The organism is Hyalangium minutum, assembly GCF_000737315.1.
Classification (GTDB): domain Bacteria; phylum Myxococcota; class Myxococcia; order Myxococcales; family Myxococcaceae; genus Hyalangium; species Hyalangium minutum.
Map to the genome: position 1 here is coordinate 1,090,707 of NZ_JMCB01000003.1, position 15,803 is coordinate 1,106,509.

Genomic DNA, 15,803 nt, shown 5'->3' on the forward strand with positions numbered 1-15,803 from the left:
TTCAGCTTTCTTCCCGAGACACCACGTCCCGCGAGAAGGACTCCCCGGGCACCTGCACGGCATGGAGCTGCTCGCGCAGCGAGCCCAACAGCTCAGGCGGATCTCCCTGGCGGAAAGCGGCGAGCCCGGCCTCGAAGTCGGCGCGCGCTCCTGCGGTGTCCCCCTGCCGGGCGCGCAGCACTCCTCGGTCCCGTAGCAGCTCTGGGTCCACCGGCTCGTCCTGATACGTGGCCAGCGCGTCGGTGAGATCCTGGATGGCCTCCGTCAGCTTTCCGAGCTGGGCCCGTGCCTGGGCGCGCTGCTGCAGGAGCCACGGGTTCCCCGGATCCTCGTCCAGCGCCTGCGTCCAGTCGCGCTCAGCCTCGGCGTGGCGACCAAGTGCTCGCAGGGACTCGGCGCGCTTCGCGTAGAGGATGACCAGCTTGCGGTGTCCCACGGCCTCCACCGTGTTGAAGTCGGCCACCGCCTCCTCGTGTCGGCCCACCCTTGCGAGCGTCAGGGCCCGGTGCAGCCGCGTGGTGAGGTGCCCCGGCGCCAGATCCAGGACACGGTCGAACCACTGGAGCGCCTCGGCGGGAGCACGACCCCAGACGGCGAGCGTCAGCCCCGCCTCCAGCAGCACTCGCACCTGTGTGGGGTGGGCCTCGGCCAGTTCCCGGATCCGCGCCAGCGCTTGCTCATAGCGCCCGGTGCGCCGCAGGCGATCCACCTCGCGCAGCGGCGCCCCCAGCTCCGGCAGCCACCGTGTGCGTCCCTTGTGCTCCATCCCTCGCCTTCCTCCGTCAGCAGCATCCTGACGGGTGAGCGGCCCCAGGGGAAGCCAGCTCCACGCCTACGAGCTGCACGAGAGCGCCGAGCACCCTGCCTTGAACCGCGCCCAATCCGGACGCTTCTGCGCGTACTTCTCACGTCCAGGTTGCTCGTCGAACGGCCGCCGCATCACGTCCAGCAGCGCGAGCACCCCCGAGTCATCCCCCGCATGCGCCGCATCGATGGCCTCCTGGGCCAACCAGTTGCGCAGGACGTACTTTGGGTTCACCGCGTTCATGCGCTGCGCCAGCTCCGCCGGAGGTGCCTCCGCCCGCCGCGTGCGGTGCCACCAGGCCTGGAGCCACTCGATGCCCTTCGCCACGTGGGCCTCGGGCACCTCGCCGTAGAAGGTCTCGCGTACCACCGGAGGCAGCCCAGTGGGCGCCGTCTCCGCCGTCACGACCGAAGAGAGCCCCCGGAAGAACCGGGTCATGTCCGTCTCCTGCGCCGCTAGCCACGCGAACCCGTTGTTCACCAACGCCAGATCCTCCTCGCTCCGGAGCGAGGACAGCCCGAGCTTCGCCGCGAAGCGCCGCGTTGCCTCCTCCTCGAAGGTACGCTGGTACTCGAGCAGCCCCGCCGTGAGCAGGTTCTCGTCATCCTCGAAGAGCGGCAGCAGCGCGACGCCCAGGCACTGGACGTTCCACAGTCCTATCGTCGGCTGGTTACCGAACCGGTAGCGGCGCTGCTCCGCATCGGTCGTGTTCGGCGTCCACCCTGGATTGAAGTCGTCGGTCCAGCCGTAGGGGCCGTAGTCGAGCGTCAACCCGAGGATCGACATGTTGTCGGTGTTCATCACGCCGTGCACGAATCCCACCGCCTGCCAGTGGGCAATGAGCTTCGCCGTGCGCCGCGCCACTTCGTGGAAGAAGGCCGCGTACGTCTCCTTGGACGGCTTGCCGAGTTCCGAGAAGAAGTGCGTCAGCGTGAAGTCCGCCAACTGCTTCAGCAGCGCCACGTCCCCCCGGCTGCTGCACAGCTCGAAGTTACCGAACCGGAGGAAGGTCGGCGCGACCCGGCAGACGATGGCGCCTGGCTCGGGCTCGGGGTTGCCGTCGTAGAACATGTCCCGGATGACCGAGTCCCCCGTCGCCACCAACGACAGCGCCCGGGTGGTGGGCACGCCGAGGTGGTGCATCGCCTCGCTGCACAGGAACTCACGAATGGACGAGCGCAGCACCGCGCGCCCATCCGCACGGCGCGAGTAGGGCGTGGGCCCCGCGCCCTTGAGCTGCAGCTCGTAGCGCGCCCCATCCGGAGCCACCAGCTCGCCCAGGACGATGGCGCGGCCGTCCCCAAGCTGCCCCGCCCAATTGCCGAACTGGTGCCCCCCGTAGTTCGCGGCATACGGCACCATCCCTGGCCAGAGCGCGTTGCCCGCCAGCACCTGCACCGCCTCGGGGGAGCGCAGGGTCGCCTCGTCCAGCCCGAGCTGCTGCGCCACCTCGGGAGACCAAGCGATCAGCCTCGGGGCAGGAACAGGCGTCGGCTCCACCTTCGACCACAGCGCGCCGTGCACCTGGCGCGGACGGCGGTCGATGAGGGGATCGCCGGGAGTTGACTCGAGGAAGCGGGAGCTGAAGGAAAGCATGTGGACTCAGATGCGCGAGCAGGCCCGGCGATGCGGGCTGAGGCCCCGGGCCTCGGTAGGGATCTGCCGCCCGGACGCTCGCGGGGCAAGCGGCTTGTTGCGCCTGTGAGCCCGTGTCCGGGAAGTCGCCAGGATTTCCCACGCTGGTATCCTCCCACCCCTGCCCCGCTGGGTTTCGAGGGCTGGTAGGGAGAGCATGTCTGCGTGCCCGTGCTGCCTGGAACCGCTGAAGCCGGCCCTCATGGGCCTGGGCGGCCGCCGTATCGCGGGCTCGTGCGACATCTGTGGTGACGCCGTCTGTCAGACGTGCCTACAGGCGGGCACACCGGCGGTCGAGGCGCTCTTCCGCCGCCGGGCTCTCGAGGGCCACCCCGCGCCTCGCTCCTCCCGAGGCCAGGCCTGCCGCAGCTGTGTCTGGGACGCATTCGAGGCTCGCGGACAGCGCCCGCCCTTCCCCGAGCCCCCAGGCCGGCGCAGGCGAGCGGCCCAGGCGGCCTGCGGCCACGAGCGGGCCGTGAAATGGATGCAGTGCTGCCCCACCTGCGGCGCCGAGCTGAACTGGGAGGCCGAGCACGGCAACCCCGAGTGCGACGCGTGCGGTGCGCCCTCGCACCCCGACTTCAACGCCTGCTGGGCCTGCGGCGAGTCCTTCGAGGAGGACAACGCGCCCAGCGACACCGCCGAGGGCTATGTGCTCGCCTTCGATTGCAGCTCGCGCAAGTGCGAGGGCCGCGTGGCGTGGCTCATGCCGTTCTGCCCGTGGTGCGCCACGGCCCAGCGCTGGCAACCCTCCGAAGAGGCGGATGCCCCCACGTGCGTAGCGTGCGAGGCCCGGCTCGATCCCACCTGGGCCTTCTGCGTGTCCTGCGGCGAGGAGGCCCCGCTGCCCGAGGACTGCTTCACGTGCGGCGCCTTGCTCGAGCAGGCAGAGGGCGCCGCGCGCTGCGAGCACTGTCAGCGGATCGTCTGTGACGCGTGCTTCGGCGACTACACCCTGCCCGAGCCACGCGCCGGACAGCCTGGAGCGAGGGGCAGCACCGCCAGCGCTCGGGAGCTGTTGCTCTGCACGCCGTGCGCGGAGGAGCTCGGGGCCTCTCCCGTGGAGGAAGAAGCCCCGGCGGAGCCAGAGCCGGAGGCACCTGAGGAGCCGGAGGCCGACGAAGAGCCAGAGGCCGCTGAGGAGCCGAAGGCTGCTGAGGAGCCCCCTACGGCGAGAGCGGCGCCCGCCAGCAGTCCCTGGGAGGTGCTCGGCGTGGCTCCGGGCACGCCCCTCGCCGAGGTGAAGCGGGCCTACCTCCAGCTCATCACCCAGTACCACCCGGACAAGGTGGCGCAGCTGGGGCCCAAGCTCCAGGCGTTGGCGGCGGAGGAGACCCGCCGGCTCAACCATGCGTGGAGCGAGCTCCGGCAACGCGCGGGCTCCGGCTCCCATTAATCCCGCCCCTCCACTCGCAGTGAAGGCAGACTTCGGATGAGATAGGCCCCATGTGGCGCTTCGTCCTCGCAGTGGCCTTGGTTCTCGCGTGCGTACTGCCTTCCTCTGCCTGGGCGTGCAGCTGCGCGCCGGGAGGGCAGGTCTTCCCCAAGGAAGGCACCCTCCCCCCCAACGTCACCTTCTACGCGGCGAAGGGCCACTACCGGCAGTGGGTGCTCCGGGAGAACCCCGGTGACGAGAGGGTGCCCTTGCAGGTGGTGGAGGTCGGCGACGACATCCTGCGGATCAGCCCGAGCACCCCGCTCGAGAACGGGAAGCGGTACACGCTGGAGGTGGATCCCAAGCTCACGAAGGGCTCAGGCTACAGGCCGGAGCCCGCGGCGGTCTTCGAGGTCCAGGGAGAGCCCGACACCCAGCCACCCCGCCCTCCCAGCTCAGTGGACGTCGACTACGAGCACGGCATCGTCAACCGGTGGAGCAGCTGCGAGTCCGAGGAGGAGGGCTACACCGTCAGCACCGAGGGGGCCTCCGATGACCGAGTCCCCGCCGGGAAGCTGGCCACCGTCGTGGTCCCCGAGAACGACCCCGAGCGCATCCTGGCGCTGTTGCCTCCCGGCAAGGACTTCATCGGGCACACCACGTGCTTCTACAACTTCGACATCGACAAGGCCCGAGGGACACGGGTGACGCTGCGAAGCGTGGACACCGCGGGCAACCTGTCAGCACCCTCGCCCGCGATCAAGCTCGCGCAGGGAACACCGCTCTGGATCGCCACGCTGCTGCAGATCCTGCGCCACAAGGCTGTGCTCGCCGTCATCGTGCTAGGAGCGATCGGGGCGATCCTGTTCGTGGTCAGACGGGCCCCTCGCGAGGCGCGTCCCCAGTAGTCCATCATTGACGCAGGAGAAGCGCGCTCGGCTCATGGGCCGTCGGGATCGTGGAGCCCGTGCTTCTTCAGCAGCTTGCGAAGGTAGACGCGGTCGATGCCCGCTTCACGTGAAGCTCGCGAGACGTTGCCCTCGCACCGCTCCAGGAGGCTCTTGAGGTAGTCGCGCTCGAACCCTTCGATGAGCCGCTCCTTGGCCTCCTTGAAGGGCAGATCCAGCTCCGGCGCGGCCGCGGCAGCAGCGGCGGCCGCGGTGACAGGGACGGCCACGCGTGGCTTGTCCTTGCTCCCCGGCGCCGAGGGAGAAGCGATGTCCGGCAGGCCCTCCTCCCCCATGTTCACCACGCGCTCCACCACGTTGCGCAGCTCACGCACGTTGCCCGGCCAGGGGTACTGCGCCAGCAGCGCCCGCGTCTGCTCGGACAGCGCGCTCGGGGGCCGCCCCATCCGCGTCAGCACCGTGTCCACCAGCAGCGTGATGTCCTCCAGGCGCTCGCGCAGCGGCGGCAACGTCACCCGCAGCACCGCGAGCCGGTGGAACAGGTCCTCGCGGAACTTCCCCACCTTCACCGCCGCCTCCAGGTCCACGTGCGTGGCCGCCACCACCCGCATGTCCACCGTGCGGTAGTCGTTGGCCCCCACCCGCTTCACCTGCCGCCGCTCCAGCACGCGCAGCAGCCGGGGCTGGATGTCCATGGGCAGCTCGCCCACCTCGTCCAGGAAGACGGTGCCGCCCTCGGCGCGCTCGAAGGCCCCGGCCCGGTCCGACTGAGCGCCTGTGAAGGCGCCCTTCACGTGGCCGAACAGCTCGGACTCGATCAGCGAGGGGGCAATGCCCGCCAGGTCCACGATGATGAAGGGGCCCTTGTGGCGCTTGCTCGCCGTGTGGATGCCTTCGGCGCAGCCCTCCTTGCCGGTGCCCGTCTCGCCCTGGATGAGCACATCCGCATCTCCGGAGCCCAGCCGCTCCAGGACCGCGAACACCTCGCGCATCTTCCGGCTGGCGCCCACCAGCGAGCCGAAGCTCGTGCGGGTGGAGGGCAGGATGACGCGCTCGCGCGAGTCCTCTGGAACAATCTTCAGCTCGGTGGTGCCCAGCTTGAGCACGGCGCCGGGGCGGACCTCCAGCTCGGTGAAGCGCATGCCCTCGCAGAACGAGCCGTTGCGCGAGCCCAGGTCCCGCGCCAGCACCCCGCTCTCCTTCACCTCCAGGGAGAGGTGCTGCCGGGAGACAGCGCGATCCTTCAGGACGTAGTCACACCCGGACGCCGTCCCAAGCAGGTAGCGCCCGGCCCCGAGGGCGTGGCTCTTCCCCGCGTCCGGACCCGACAGGAAGACGAGCTTGACCCGCACCGGGCCCTTCCGCTCGACCGGAATGCTGGCAGTCTCGAACTGCTCGGAGTCCTGCTCGTCATCGTCTTCGTGGGGGGCCACGGCCGGGGACCATAGCACTCTCCTGGCGGCCTGCGTGGGGCTGTGTGTGGGTGCCCATCCGTGATGCCTGGAGTGACTGCCGGTCCGGGTGTACGGTCAGCCATGGCCGCACCAAGGCCGCCGCACTTGTTGGACACCCGACCATGACGGAGCCCCTCCCGCCCTCACCGGATGCCAAGCGCGATGAAGACGATCTGAAGGAGTTCGATCTCTCGTTCTTCGAGATGGTCGCCCTGCGGTTGCAAGTGGTGGTCTTCGCCATCTTCACGCGGCTCACGGACCTGCTGTTGCTGCTGCTCCGGCCCCGGCTTCTGCCCGCGTACCTGGGGATCTGGTGGGCGGAGATCCTCCACACCCCGTATCGCGCGCGGCGCACCTTCGAGGTGGTCCGGGCGCTGAAGACCACCGGCCAGCGCTTCCGCGAGCTCATCTATGGTGAGACGCCGCTGGTGTCCGCGCTCTACCTCTTCAAGAAGGCGGGAGTCGGCCGAGGGAGCCGGTTGGTGGATCTGGGCGCGGGACGCGGGCGAGTGCTCATCGCCGCGAGCTGGCTGGGGGCTGAAGCGCGGGGCGTGGAGCTGCTCGGGGACCACGTGACGCGGGTGGCTCCCCGGCTGAAGGCCGCAGGCATCACGCTCACGGTGGGAGACATGACCCGCGAGGACCTCGGAGACGCGACCCACATCTTCACCAACTGGCTGGCCCTGACCCCCGAGACCCAGGCGCGCTTGATCGAGCGGTTCCGCACCTGCCAACCCGGGACGCGCTTCCTCACGGTGACCCACCCAATCGAGGGCAAGGGCTTCGTGCCCCTCTCCCGGCACTGGGTGCTCTTCACCTGGGGTATCGAGAAGGTGTGGATTCATGAGTACCGGCCGGAGCCTCTGTCGCCCCCGTGAGCCGTCTTCGCAGCTCGTCGTGCAGCTGGGAGGACTCCACGGGCCGGAGGCGGCAGCCCACGTACTTGTCCGGGCGCACCAGATAGGCGCACGGCGTTCCCGCCCCGAAGCGCAGATGAGCCTGCCGCTGAGCGTCCACCAACACGCCAGGACCTCGCTTCTGAGGTTCCGGGGTCACCACGAACACGCGCAGCCACCCGGCGTAGGTGGACTCCAGCGAACGTGCCAACGCGAGCAGTTCTTCGAAGGGAGCCGGTGCGTCCAGCCCCTGGAAGAGCAGGAGCACATGAGAGGGGCCTCGAAGCGCCTCGTGCAACCGAGAGATCCCCTCTCCTTCGATCGGTAGCTCCGGCACCCGCTCACCGGGCGCAGGACCTCGTGCGATCGGCGCGCTGGGGCCATCCTCGCCTCGCACCGTCTCCGTGGAGAGCGGACTGCGGAGATAGTGGAGGTAGAGCTGGGAGACGAACCGCACCAGCCGGCGCTGAAGCATGGCCTGCGACAGGATGGGAGCCGCCACGAGCGGGACCAGGTACTGGCGCGCGAACCTCGCCACGGGCCCCTTGGCCGCCGCGAACCCGAAGAGCCGATCCGTCCCCTCCAGCAACTTGCGGCCCACGGGCTCGCGCTCCGCACCGTACGTATCCACGAGCGACTCGGCCGCCCGGCCCTGGAGGACGAAGGCCAGCTTCCACGCGAGGTTGTAGGCATCTTGGATGCCCGTATTCATGCCCTGCCCTCCCGCTGGGCTGTGGATGTGCGCCGCGTCGCCCGCCAGCAACACCCGCCCCTGCCGGTAACGAGACACGCCCCGGCGGTGCAGCCGGTAACCACTCGTCCATCGCGGCTCACTCAGCTGGGCCGGAACGGGTGCCAGTTGGGACACCACCTCCTGGAGCTGCTCCAGCGTGGGGGTAGGCATCTCTCCGGGCGGCGCCATATCGCGAGGGATGATGGTGACCACCCGGAAGCGGGACTCGCCCCCAGGCATCGGAAACGCCGCCATCACGCCACGTCGCGAGGGCATCAGGTGAATCTCGCCCGGCTTCAGGGACCAGTTCACCCGGACATCGCCCAGCATGCAGACGTCTTCGTACGTCTCGCCCTCGAAGGGAATGCCCGCGGCCTTGCGCACCTGACTGCGCGCGCCATCACACCCCACCAGCCAGCGCGCCCGCACCGTCTCCTGTCTCCCGTCCGTGTGCCGCAGGGAGACCTCTACCGCCCCCTCCGCATCCTTGTGTCCCTCGACCTCCACGCCCCACTCCACCCGCCCGCCTCTCGCCGTGAGCTGCTCCGTGAGCAGTGCCTCGGTGGCGTCCTGCGGGAGAATGAGGATGAACGGATAGTGGGACTCCAGCCCGGCGAAGCCTCCCAAGCGCAGGTGCGCCTGCCGCCCGTTCCGAGCCACCAGGTTCGTGCCCTCCACGCGCATGCCCCGCGCCAGCGCCGCCTCCGCGAATCCCAGATCGTCGAACACCTCGAGTGTGCGCGCCTGCACCGCCAGCGCTCGCGACAGGGGCGAGGGCCCCTCCAGCCGATCCACCACGCGGGCCCGGATGCCGTAGCGCTCCAGACACACCGCCAGCGTCAGCCCCGTGGGTCCTGCCCCCGCGATCAGCACATCCACGTCCGCCATGGCTGCTCCTCCTCGCAGACCCGCCCAGCGGGCCTTCACCAGTCTCTCAGGAAAGCCTCCAGAGCGGGCGATCAAGCAAGGGCTTTCCCGGGCGCCCGTCGTCGCGACGTCCGGCAGGTGCCATCTGAAGCCCATGATGGAGACCGGCACGAGGCGCATGCTGGGCGAGATCCTCCTGGAGCGGGGGCTGGTCAGCCGTGGCCAGCTCCGCCTGGGGCTCGTGCACCACCACGAGGCCCGAGTCCCCCTCGGCCGGGCGCTCATCCGCGAGCGCGTCTGCTCGGAGTCCGACGTGCTCCAAGCCCTCTCCGAGCAGCTGGGCCTCCCCACCGTGGAGCTGGACCGGGAGCCGCTGGACCGCAAGCTGGCCAAGCTCATCCCCGCCCGCATCGCCCGGCAGCACCGCGTCATCCCGCTCCGCTTGGAGAAACAGGACAAGGTGGTCCTGCACGTCGCCCTGCCGGCCCCCGCCTCCATCGAGGCACTCGATGACGTGCGCGCGGCCTCGGGCAAGCCCCGAGTGGAGCCTCACCTCGCCTCGGAGAGGGCCCTGGCTCGCGCGCTCACGGAGCTCTATGGCATCCGCGAGTCCTTCGAGCCGCCTGCGCCCGAGTACGACTCCGAGCCCGACCCCGACGCCCCGGTGTTGCTCTACGGCTGGAACCCGGTGACCGCGGTGCTCCTCTCCCGGATGCTCAACCGCCACGGCTACGAGGGCAAGGCGGCGACCCCGCTGGAGGTACTGCACACCCATGCCACGGATCTGGTGATCGCGCCCGTGCAAGCCATGGAAGGGCTGCTCATGGGAGAGCTCCAGATCCCCGCCTCGCTGATCGTCCTCAGCAGCTCGGAGGACGAGGGCTTTGAGCGCGCCCACCAACTCGGCGCCAAGGGCTTCCTGGTCAACCCGATGGATGAGGAGATGCTGCTACGCGTGGTCCGCCGCCTGCGGCTCCCCCCGCCCAGTGGCCGGCGCGGCGGGATGGGTGCCTCGGACGGGGAGCACAAGGGCACGGAGGGGTGAGAGCAGCTGTCCGAGGTACCCGCGCGGGAACGGCTCGGTAAGCCCGAGCGCCCAGCGCTCCTCTCCTTCCGGACGGTGATACGTGCCGAAGATCCAGTCCATATAAGGAGCGAGGTTGGCGAAGTTGTGCCGCGTCTGCTCCACGCGGGCGTGGTGCCAGTGGTGCAGCTCGGGCGCGCCGAAGAGGAAGCCCAGCGGGCCGAGTGGCAGCCGTGCGTTGGAGTGGATGAAGGCGCCCCAGATGCTGCGGAAGGCCACCACCATGGCCAGTGGCCCGAGCGGGATGCCCAGCAGGAAGGCAGGCAGGTTGCACACGAGCTGGGTGGTGAGCCCATCCAGCGGGTGCTCGCGGTGCGCGGCCAGCCAGTCCAGGTGCTCCGCCGAGTGGTGCACGGCATGGAAGCGCCAGAGCCAGTCCACCTGGTGACACAGGCGATGCCACCAGTACACGCCGAGATCCGCAAGCACCACTGTCTCCACCACCTGGAGCCACGTGGGCTGGAGGCTCACCGCGTCGCGCAGCCACGCCAGAGCTTCCGGGCGGAAAAACTCCTGGAGGGACGCGAGCCCGAGCACCACGAGCGGTCCCCACAGCAGGTACTGCCCCAGAAAGAAGAGGAGATCCACACCCCAGGCCGAGCGAAAGAGGCGCTGTCCGGCACGCGCGGGGAACGCGCGCTCCAGCGGCCAGAAAGCCAGGGCGAGCATCCCGAAGGAGAACGCCGTGCCCAGCAGGAGCTGCCGCATCACCGCCCCTGTTGTTCCGGAAGCGACTGGGCCTGCCCTGGAGCCGCGCTCCCCTGCTCAGCAGGCTGGGCCGCCAGAGTCCCCGCGTCGGGCGCCGTCCCGGCGTCGGGCGGATCCCCAAGCCCCGCGAGCGCCTCGGGCGTGGCGCCGAACATGGGCCCGATCTTCGTTCCTGGCATGAAGGAGGCGCCTGCCGTGAGCACGAAGAGGATGACGATGGCCGCGAAGCCCACCAACGCGAGCATCCGGAGGATGCCCATTCCCAAAGTCCTGCCCATTCCGTGCTGACTCCCTGGAGGCCTGGTGCCTCGCTGCCTCTCCAGTCTCTCATGCTTCTCCCCTGGAGCACCAAGCCCCCCATCCGGGCGGGCAGATGGCTTGCCGGGAACTTCCCGCGTGAGGACCGTTGGCTCGAACCCTGAGACTTGCAAGGAGCCGCTCCTCATGGACGCGATCGCAATGTTGAAGCAGCAGCACCAGGAAGTGGACGAGCTGTTCGACCGCATCCAGAAGGCGGACGCCGACGAGCGAATCACCCTCCTGGGACAGGTCTCCGAGAAGCTGACGCTCCACGCGACCATCGAGGAGCGGCACTTCTATCCGTTCTGCATGCGCATGGGCATCCAGGACATGGTGGACCGCTCACTCCAGGAGCACGCCGAGGTCAAGCAGCTCATCGCGGACATCCTTCAAATGAAGCGCCACGATCCGCGCCTGATGCAGGACACGATGAAGCTCATGAAGAGCGTGCAGGAGCACGTGAAGGAGGAGGAGAACGTGCTCTTCCCGCGGCTGACGAGCGTGGCCTCGGAGGGGGACCTTGGCACCGTGGCCATGGAGATGCAGCGCACCATGGACGAGATGTCCCAGCAGGAGCTGCTCAAGATGGCTGAGTACGAGGGCAGCACGGTGATGCCGTAACGGTGGCACGGGCGCGAGGGTCCTCGGGGAGACGTGAAGGAGGACCCTCGGCTGTCCGTCCGCTCCTGCTTCTCAAGTGCGTGCACGTGCTCCACCTTTCCCGCGCGAGCACACTCTGCCGCCCGCAGGAGCTCTCTCTATGAAGCATCCCGCCTCGCCGCGTGTCGTCGCTCTCGTCGGTCCTCAGGGAGCAGGCAAGACGACCTTGCTGGAGTCGCTGCTGCGAGTCACTGGAGCCGGTCCCCTGCGAGCCACCGGAGGCAATGGCACGGCGAGCGGGCGTACGATGACGATGGAGCTGGCGGCGGCCACCACGGACTTCCTGGGGGAGCGCTGGACGTTCATTGACTGCCCAGGGGCTCCTGAGTTCTCGCTGGAAGCCCGTCACGCGCTGATGGTCTGCGACGCGGCGCTGGTGGTGTGCGATACCGGCCCGGATCGCGCGGCCGCCCTGTCGCCGCTGTTTCACTTCCTCGATACGCGCCACATTCCCCACCTGCTCTTCCTCAACGCGCTGGATCAGAGCGGCGCGTCGGTGCGCGGACTGCTCGACTCGCTGCAAGCCGTCTCCTCGCGCCCGCTGGTGCTGCGAGAGATCCCCTTGCGCGAGGGGGAGCGCATGGTGGGCGTGGTGGATCTCGTGAGCGAGCGGGCCTGGGGCATGACGGGCGAGCGGGAGGCCGCGCTCATCCCCCTGCCGGAGACGGACCGGCCCTTGGAGGAGGCCGCGCGGCGGCAGATGCTCGAGCGGCTGGCGGATCAGGATGACGCGCTGCTGGAGCAACTCATCGAGGACGTCGTGCCTCCGCCGGGAGTCCTCTACGAGCAGTTGGCGCGGGCGCTGCGAGAGGACCGGCTGGTGCCCGTCTTCATCGGGTCGGCCGAGCGAGGGCTGGGCCTGTTGCGGCTGCTGAAAGGCCTGCGCCACGAAGTGCCCGCCGTCGAGGAGACGCGCACGCGCCTGGGGATCTCCACCCAGGGGGGCCCCCTGGTGCAGCCCTTCAAGACGCGCCATCTGCCTCACGTGGGCAAGCAGTCACTGGCTCGCATCTGGCGAGGCACGGTGACGGATGGGGGCACCCTCGGCGGAGGACGCGTGAGCGGCGTGTTCCAGCCACATGGAGCGCGGCAGGAGGCGGTCCGCACGGCCCACGAGGGAGAGGTGGCGATCATCGGCCGGCTGGACGCGGCGCGAACGGGAGAGCGAGTGGAGCAGGACGAGGTCCGCCGCATCACCGGCTGGCCCGCAGCGTCCCCGCCCGTGCACCAGGTGGCGATCACCGCGCAGAAGCGCACAGACGACGTGAAGCTGCCTGGCGCGCTGGCCCGGCTGGTGGAGGAAGATCCCTCGCTCTCCGTGGACCAGGATCCCGACACGCAGCAGTTGCTGCTCGGAGGCCAGGGCGAGCTGCACGTGCGAGAGGCGATCGAGCGGCTGGGCGCACACCTGCGGGTGCCGGTGGTGATGCACCCCGTGCCCATTCCCTACCGGGAGACCATCCGGCGGCACGGCGGGCACCACGCGCGCTACAAGCGCCAGTCGGGGGGCCATGGCCAGTTCGGTGACGTGGTGGTGGGGGTGCGGCCCCTGCCGCGCGGACAGGGCTTCAACTTCACCTCGGCAGTGGTGGGCGGTGCGGTGCCCCGGCAGTACATCCCCGCCGTCGAAGAGGGCGTGTTCCAGGGGCTACACCGAGGACCACTGGGCTTCCCCGTGGTGGACGTGGCCGTCACCTTGATGGGAGGCACCTACCACTCGGTGGACAGCTCCGATCAGGCCTTCCGCACGGCCGCGCGCCTGGCCATGGCGGAGATCCTGCCGAGGCTGGAGCCGGTGCTTCTGGAGCCCATCCTCCACGTGGAGCTCCACGTGCCGCGAGACGCGATACCTCGGGCCCAGCGGCTCATCACCGGCCGACGAGGCCAACTGCTGGGCTTCGATGCGAACCTGGATCTGCCGGGCTGGGACATCCTCACGGCCTACCTGCCGCAGGCGGAGCTGAAGGGGCTCATCGTGGAGTTGCGCTCGGCATCGGCCGGCTTGGGCACCTTCGTGGCGCGGCACGACCACTACTCCGAGCTGATGGGCCGTCAGGCGGAGCGCGTGGTGAGCCACCAGCCCGTGGCGGAGCCATGAGCCGCGTGCGCGCGGCCTTCGATCCCGAAGTGCTCCTCTCGGTCGACCAGCTGTAGCTCAGGCGGCACCTGCCACATTCCAATACCGCCGACGATCCAGGGAGCGCCCAGGGATGACCGGCTGGAACCTGGATGCTAGGTTGCGCCGCCGTGCCACGCGTCACCTTTACCTCCAGCATCCAGCGCCATGTGTCCTGCCCCTCCGAGATGGTAACGGGGAAGACCGTGCGCGAGGCCCTCGAGCAGTACTTCGCCCGCCATCCTCAGGCACGGGGCTACGTGCTCGATGAACAGGGGGCGATGCGCCAGCACGTCGTCATCTTCGTCAACGGCGGCCAGATCCGCGATCGCGCGGCCCAACAGGATCCCATCAGCGAGTCCGCCGAGCTCTACGTCATGCAGGCACTCTCAGGGGGGTAACCATGTCCGACCGCATCTTCGCCGCCACACGCAAGGGGCTCTTCGAGCTCCGCCGCACGCAGGGCCGCTGGCACATCGTCAACACCTCGTTCCTCGGGGACTCCGTCTCGCTGATGGGCAAGAACCCCGCGGATGGCACCCTCTACGCTGCACTGTTCCTGGGCCACTTCGGCGTGAAGCTGCGAGCCTCCACCGACGGAGGCCAGCGCTGGGAAGAGCTGGCGGCCCCGGCCTTCCCGACGATTCCCGAGGGCGTCGTGGACACCCTGCCGGATGGCAAGCCGTGGCCCTGGCGCGTCGAGCAGATCTGGGCCTTCGAGGCCGTGGAGGACACGCTCTGGGTCGGCACGATCGGCGGAGGACTCTTCCGCTCGAATGATCGTGGCCGCTCGTGGGAGCTGGTGCGCGGCCTCTGGGAGCACCCGCAGCGCAAGCAGTGGTTCGGCGGTGGCGCGGATCTGCCGGGCATCCACTCCATCTGCCCCCACCCGAAGAACCCAAACGAGCTCCTCGTCGGTGTCTCGTGTGGCGGTGTCTGGCGCACCCGCGATCGCGGCGAGAAGTGGGAGGTCGCCAGCCAGGGAATGTTCGCCGAGTACATGCCTCCCGAGCGGCGCGAGGATCCCTCCATTCAGGATCCGCACATGGTCGCGCGCAGCCCCTCACACCCGGATCGCCTCTGGGTGCAGCACCACAACGGCGTCTTCCGCTCCGATGATGGCGGCAACCGGTGGCACACCATCCACGAGAGCGCCCCGAGCGTCTTCGGGTTCGCCATTGCGGTCCACCCTACGGAGCCGGACACCGCCTGGCGAGTCCCCGCCATCAAGGACGAGCACCGCGTCCCCGTCGATGGCCGCGTCGTCGTCTCCCGCACGCGCGATGCGGGCAAGACCTGGGAGGTGCTGCGCGAGGGCCTGCCCCAGGAGCACGCGTACGATCTCACCCTGCGCCATGCGCTCGACGTGGACGCCACGGGAGACCGGCTCGCGTTTGGCAGCACCACGGGCTCGCTCTGGGTCTCCGAGAACCAGGGGGACTCGTGGACGCACATCTCCGCGCACCTTCCCCCCATCTACGCGGTGCGCTTCGCCTGAGCTAGCCTTGAGCGGGTGAACGCCCGTCCTGATCCGGAGTTCCGCCCGCTCGGAGGCAAGGCCTACGGCTCCATCCCCCACCTGCCGGGCTCGCGCACGGGCCCGGCGGATCGGCACCTCTCGCCCACCCACGCGCGCATCTGCACCGAGCGTCCGCGCGATGCCCACGATCACGTGGTGGTGCTCGAGAAGCTGGACGGCTCCTGTGTGGCCGCCGCGCGCCTGGGGGACGCGATCGTGGCGCTGGGCCGAGAGGGCCGCCTCGCCGCGCACTCCCCCAACGAGGCCCGGCGGCTCTGGGCGGCCTGGGTTGCGCAACACTCGAAGCGCTTCCTCGCCACCCTCCAGCCCGGCGAGCGCCTCGTGGGCGAGTGGCTGGCCCTGGCGCATGGGACCCGCTATGCGCTGCGTCACGAGCCCTTCGTCGCCTTCGACCTCCTGAACGGCAACGAGCGACGCCCCTGGCATGAGGTGCGAGCCCGGGTGAGCGTTGGGGGCTTCGTCACCCCGGGCCTCATCCACGAGGGTGGGCCGCTGAGCATCGACGCGGTGATGGCGCGCCTCCAGGGTGGCGGCTTCCATGGGGCGATCGATGCCGTCGAAGGAGCCGTCTGGCGCGTGGAGCGGCGCATCGAGGGTGCCGAGCGCGTGGACTTCCTCGCCAAGTACGTGCGGCCGGACAAGGTGGACGGCAGCCTATTGCCCGAAAACACCCACCTGCCCGCCGTCTGGAACTGGCGCCCGGAGCCGTCATGAGCCGCGAG

15 protein-coding genes are annotated in these 15,803 nt (G+C 69.6%); 9 read left to right on the forward strand and 6 right to left on the reverse strand.

Annotated elements, in window-relative coordinates; genetic code table 11:
* Position 1: 1 nt before the first annotated feature.
* Both DB31_RS10995 and DB31_RS11000 read right to left on the reverse strand, forming a co-directional pair.
* On the reverse strand, positions 2 to 766 hold the full coding sequence (locus DB31_RS10995; RefSeq protein WP_083968123.1) for a tetratricopeptide repeat protein: 765 nt from the start codon (positions 764 to 766) through the stop codon (positions 2 to 4).
* Between the two features lie 66 nt (positions 767 to 832).
* Complete coding sequence (locus DB31_RS11000) at positions 833 to 2,401, reverse strand: protein adenylyltransferase SelO (protein ID WP_044185990.1); 1,569 nt, start codon at positions 2,399 to 2,401, stop codon at positions 833 to 835.
* A gap of 196 nt (positions 2,402 to 2,597) precedes the next feature.
* Between DB31_RS11000 and DB31_RS11005 the strand changes: the two genes are divergently transcribed.
* Together DB31_RS11005 and DB31_RS11010 are read left to right on the forward strand one after the other, a co-directional pair.
* The gene (locus DB31_RS11005; protein WP_044185992.1) at positions 2,598 to 3,836 is read left to right on the forward strand and encodes a J domain-containing protein; all 1,239 of its coding nucleotides are present in this window, start codon (positions 2,598 to 2,600) and stop codon (positions 3,834 to 3,836) included.
* Positions 3,837 to 3,886: 50 nt separating this feature from the next.
* Positions 3,887 to 4,723, forward strand: coding sequence for a hypothetical protein (locus DB31_RS11010; RefSeq protein WP_044185994.1), 837 nt, complete (start codon positions 3,887 to 3,889; stop codon positions 4,721 to 4,723).
* A 32-nt stretch (positions 4,724 to 4,755) separates the two neighbouring features.
* Here DB31_RS11010 and DB31_RS11015 read toward each other — a convergent pair whose 3' ends face one another.
* Positions 4,756 to 6,156, reverse strand: coding sequence for a sigma 54-interacting transcriptional regulator (locus DB31_RS11015; protein ID WP_044185996.1), 1,401 nt, complete (start codon positions 6,154 to 6,156; stop codon positions 4,756 to 4,758).
* 143 nt (positions 6,157 to 6,299) lie between these two features.
* Between DB31_RS11015 and DB31_RS11020 the strand changes: the two genes are divergently transcribed.
* Positions 6,300 to 7,055 (forward strand): class I SAM-dependent methyltransferase, encoded by a 756-nt coding sequence (locus DB31_RS11020; RefSeq protein WP_240486628.1) that lies wholly within the window; start codon positions 6,300 to 6,302, stop codon positions 7,053 to 7,055.
* On the opposite strand, the gene DB31_RS11025 is transcribed toward DB31_RS11020, so the two are convergent.
* Complete coding sequence (locus tag DB31_RS11025; protein ID WP_044185998.1) at positions 6,991 to 8,694, reverse strand: FAD-dependent monooxygenase; 1,704 nt, start codon at positions 8,692 to 8,694, stop codon at positions 6,991 to 6,993. The genes DB31_RS11020 and DB31_RS11025 overlap by 65 nt on opposite strands.
* Before the next feature lie 133 nt (positions 8,695 to 8,827).
* On the opposite strand from DB31_RS11025, the gene DB31_RS11030 reads away from it, so the two are divergent.
* On the forward strand, positions 8,828 to 9,718 hold the full coding sequence (locus DB31_RS11030) for a GspE/PulE/PilB domain-containing protein (RefSeq protein WP_420806679.1): 891 nt from the start codon (positions 8,828 to 8,830) through the stop codon (positions 9,716 to 9,718).
* Here the strand turns inward: DB31_RS11030 and DB31_RS11035 are convergent.
* Positions 9,623 to 10,465, reverse strand: coding sequence for a sterol desaturase family protein (locus DB31_RS11035; RefSeq protein ID WP_063769204.1), 843 nt, complete (start codon positions 10,463 to 10,465; stop codon positions 9,623 to 9,625). The two genes, DB31_RS11030 and DB31_RS11035, sit on opposite strands and share 96 nt — an antisense overlap.
* The gene (locus DB31_RS11040; RefSeq protein ID WP_157231916.1) at positions 10,465 to 10,743 is read right to left on the reverse strand and encodes a hypothetical protein; all 279 of its coding nucleotides are present in this window, start codon (positions 10,741 to 10,743) and stop codon (positions 10,465 to 10,467) included. Before DB31_RS11040 ends, DB31_RS11035 begins: the two co-directional genes overlap by 1 nt.
* A 166-nt stretch (positions 10,744 to 10,909) precedes the next feature.
* On the opposite strand from DB31_RS11040, the gene DB31_RS11045 reads away from it, so the two are divergent.
* The 5 genes from DB31_RS11045 to DB31_RS11065 all read left to right on the forward strand — a co-directional run bounded on the left by DB31_RS11045 (position 10,910) and on the right by DB31_RS11065 (position 15,795).
* Positions 10,910 to 11,386 carry a hemerythrin domain-containing protein gene (locus DB31_RS11045; protein ID WP_044186001.1) on the forward strand — a complete coding sequence of 159 codons (477 nt, stop codon included), beginning with the start codon at positions 10,910 to 10,912 and terminating at the stop codon, positions 11,384 to 11,386.
* A gap of 139 nt (positions 11,387 to 11,525) precedes the next feature.
* Entirely contained in the window at positions 11,526 to 13,523 is a 1,998-nt protein-coding gene (locus DB31_RS11050) for an elongation factor G (RefSeq protein WP_044186002.1), read from the forward strand.
* A 149-nt stretch (positions 13,524 to 13,672) separates the two neighbouring features.
* Positions 13,673 to 13,942: a MoaD/ThiS family protein gene (locus tag DB31_RS11055; protein WP_044186003.1), complete on the forward strand. Its 270-nt coding sequence runs from the start codon at positions 13,673 to 13,675 to the stop codon at positions 13,940 to 13,942.
* A 2-nt stretch (positions 13,943 to 13,944) separates the two neighbouring features.
* Positions 13,945 to 15,039 (forward strand): WD40/YVTN/BNR-like repeat-containing protein, encoded by a 1,095-nt coding sequence (locus DB31_RS11060; protein ID WP_044186004.1) that lies wholly within the window; start codon positions 13,945 to 13,947, stop codon positions 15,037 to 15,039.
* A 15-nt stretch (positions 15,040 to 15,054) separates the two neighbouring features.
* Positions 15,055 to 15,795, forward strand: a complete 741-nt coding sequence (locus DB31_RS11065; RefSeq protein WP_044186005.1) for an RNA ligase family protein — start codon at positions 15,055 to 15,057, stop codon at positions 15,793 to 15,795.
* The last annotated feature ends 8 nt before the right edge of the window (positions 15,796 to 15,803 follow it).

Bases quoted from the DNA above. Each gene is read 5' to 3' on its own strand.
- DB31_RS10995 (WP_083968123.1), bottom strand. From the start codon at position 766: ATGGAGCACAAGGGACGCACACGGTGGCTGCCGGAGCTGGGGGCGCCG.
- DB31_RS11000 (WP_044185990.1), bottom strand. From the start codon at position 2,401: ATGCTTTCCTTCAGCTCCCGCTTCCTCGAGTCAACTCCCGGCGATCCC.
- DB31_RS11005 (WP_044185992.1), top strand. From the start codon at position 2,598: ATGTCTGCGTGCCCGTGCTGCCTGGAACCGCTGAAGCCGGCCCTCATG.
- DB31_RS11010 (WP_044185994.1), top strand. From the start codon at position 3,887: ATGTGGCGCTTCGTCCTCGCAGTGGCCTTGGTTCTCGCGTGCGTACTG.
- DB31_RS11020 (WP_240486628.1), top strand. From the start codon at position 6,300: ATGACGGAGCCCCTCCCGCCCTCACCGGATGCCAAGCGCGATGAAGAC.
- DB31_RS11025 (WP_044185998.1), bottom strand. From the start codon at position 8,694: ATGGCGGACGTGGATGTGCTGATCGCGGGGGCAGGACCCACGGGGCTG.
- DB31_RS11030 (WP_420806679.1), top strand. From the start codon at position 8,828: ATGATGGAGACCGGCACGAGGCGCATGCTGGGCGAGATCCTCCTGGAG.
- DB31_RS11035 (WP_063769204.1), bottom strand. From the start codon at position 10,465: ATGCGGCAGCTCCTGCTGGGCACGGCGTTCTCCTTCGGGATGCTCGCC.
- DB31_RS11040 (WP_157231916.1), bottom strand. From the start codon at position 10,743: ATGGGCAGGACTTTGGGAATGGGCATCCTCCGGATGCTCGCGTTGGTG.
- DB31_RS11045 (WP_044186001.1), top strand. From the start codon at position 10,910: ATGGACGCGATCGCAATGTTGAAGCAGCAGCACCAGGAAGTGGACGAG.
- DB31_RS11050 (WP_044186002.1), top strand. From the start codon at position 11,526: ATGAAGCATCCCGCCTCGCCGCGTGTCGTCGCTCTCGTCGGTCCTCAG.
- DB31_RS11060 (WP_044186004.1), top strand. From the start codon at position 13,945: ATGTCCGACCGCATCTTCGCCGCCACACGCAAGGGGCTCTTCGAGCTC.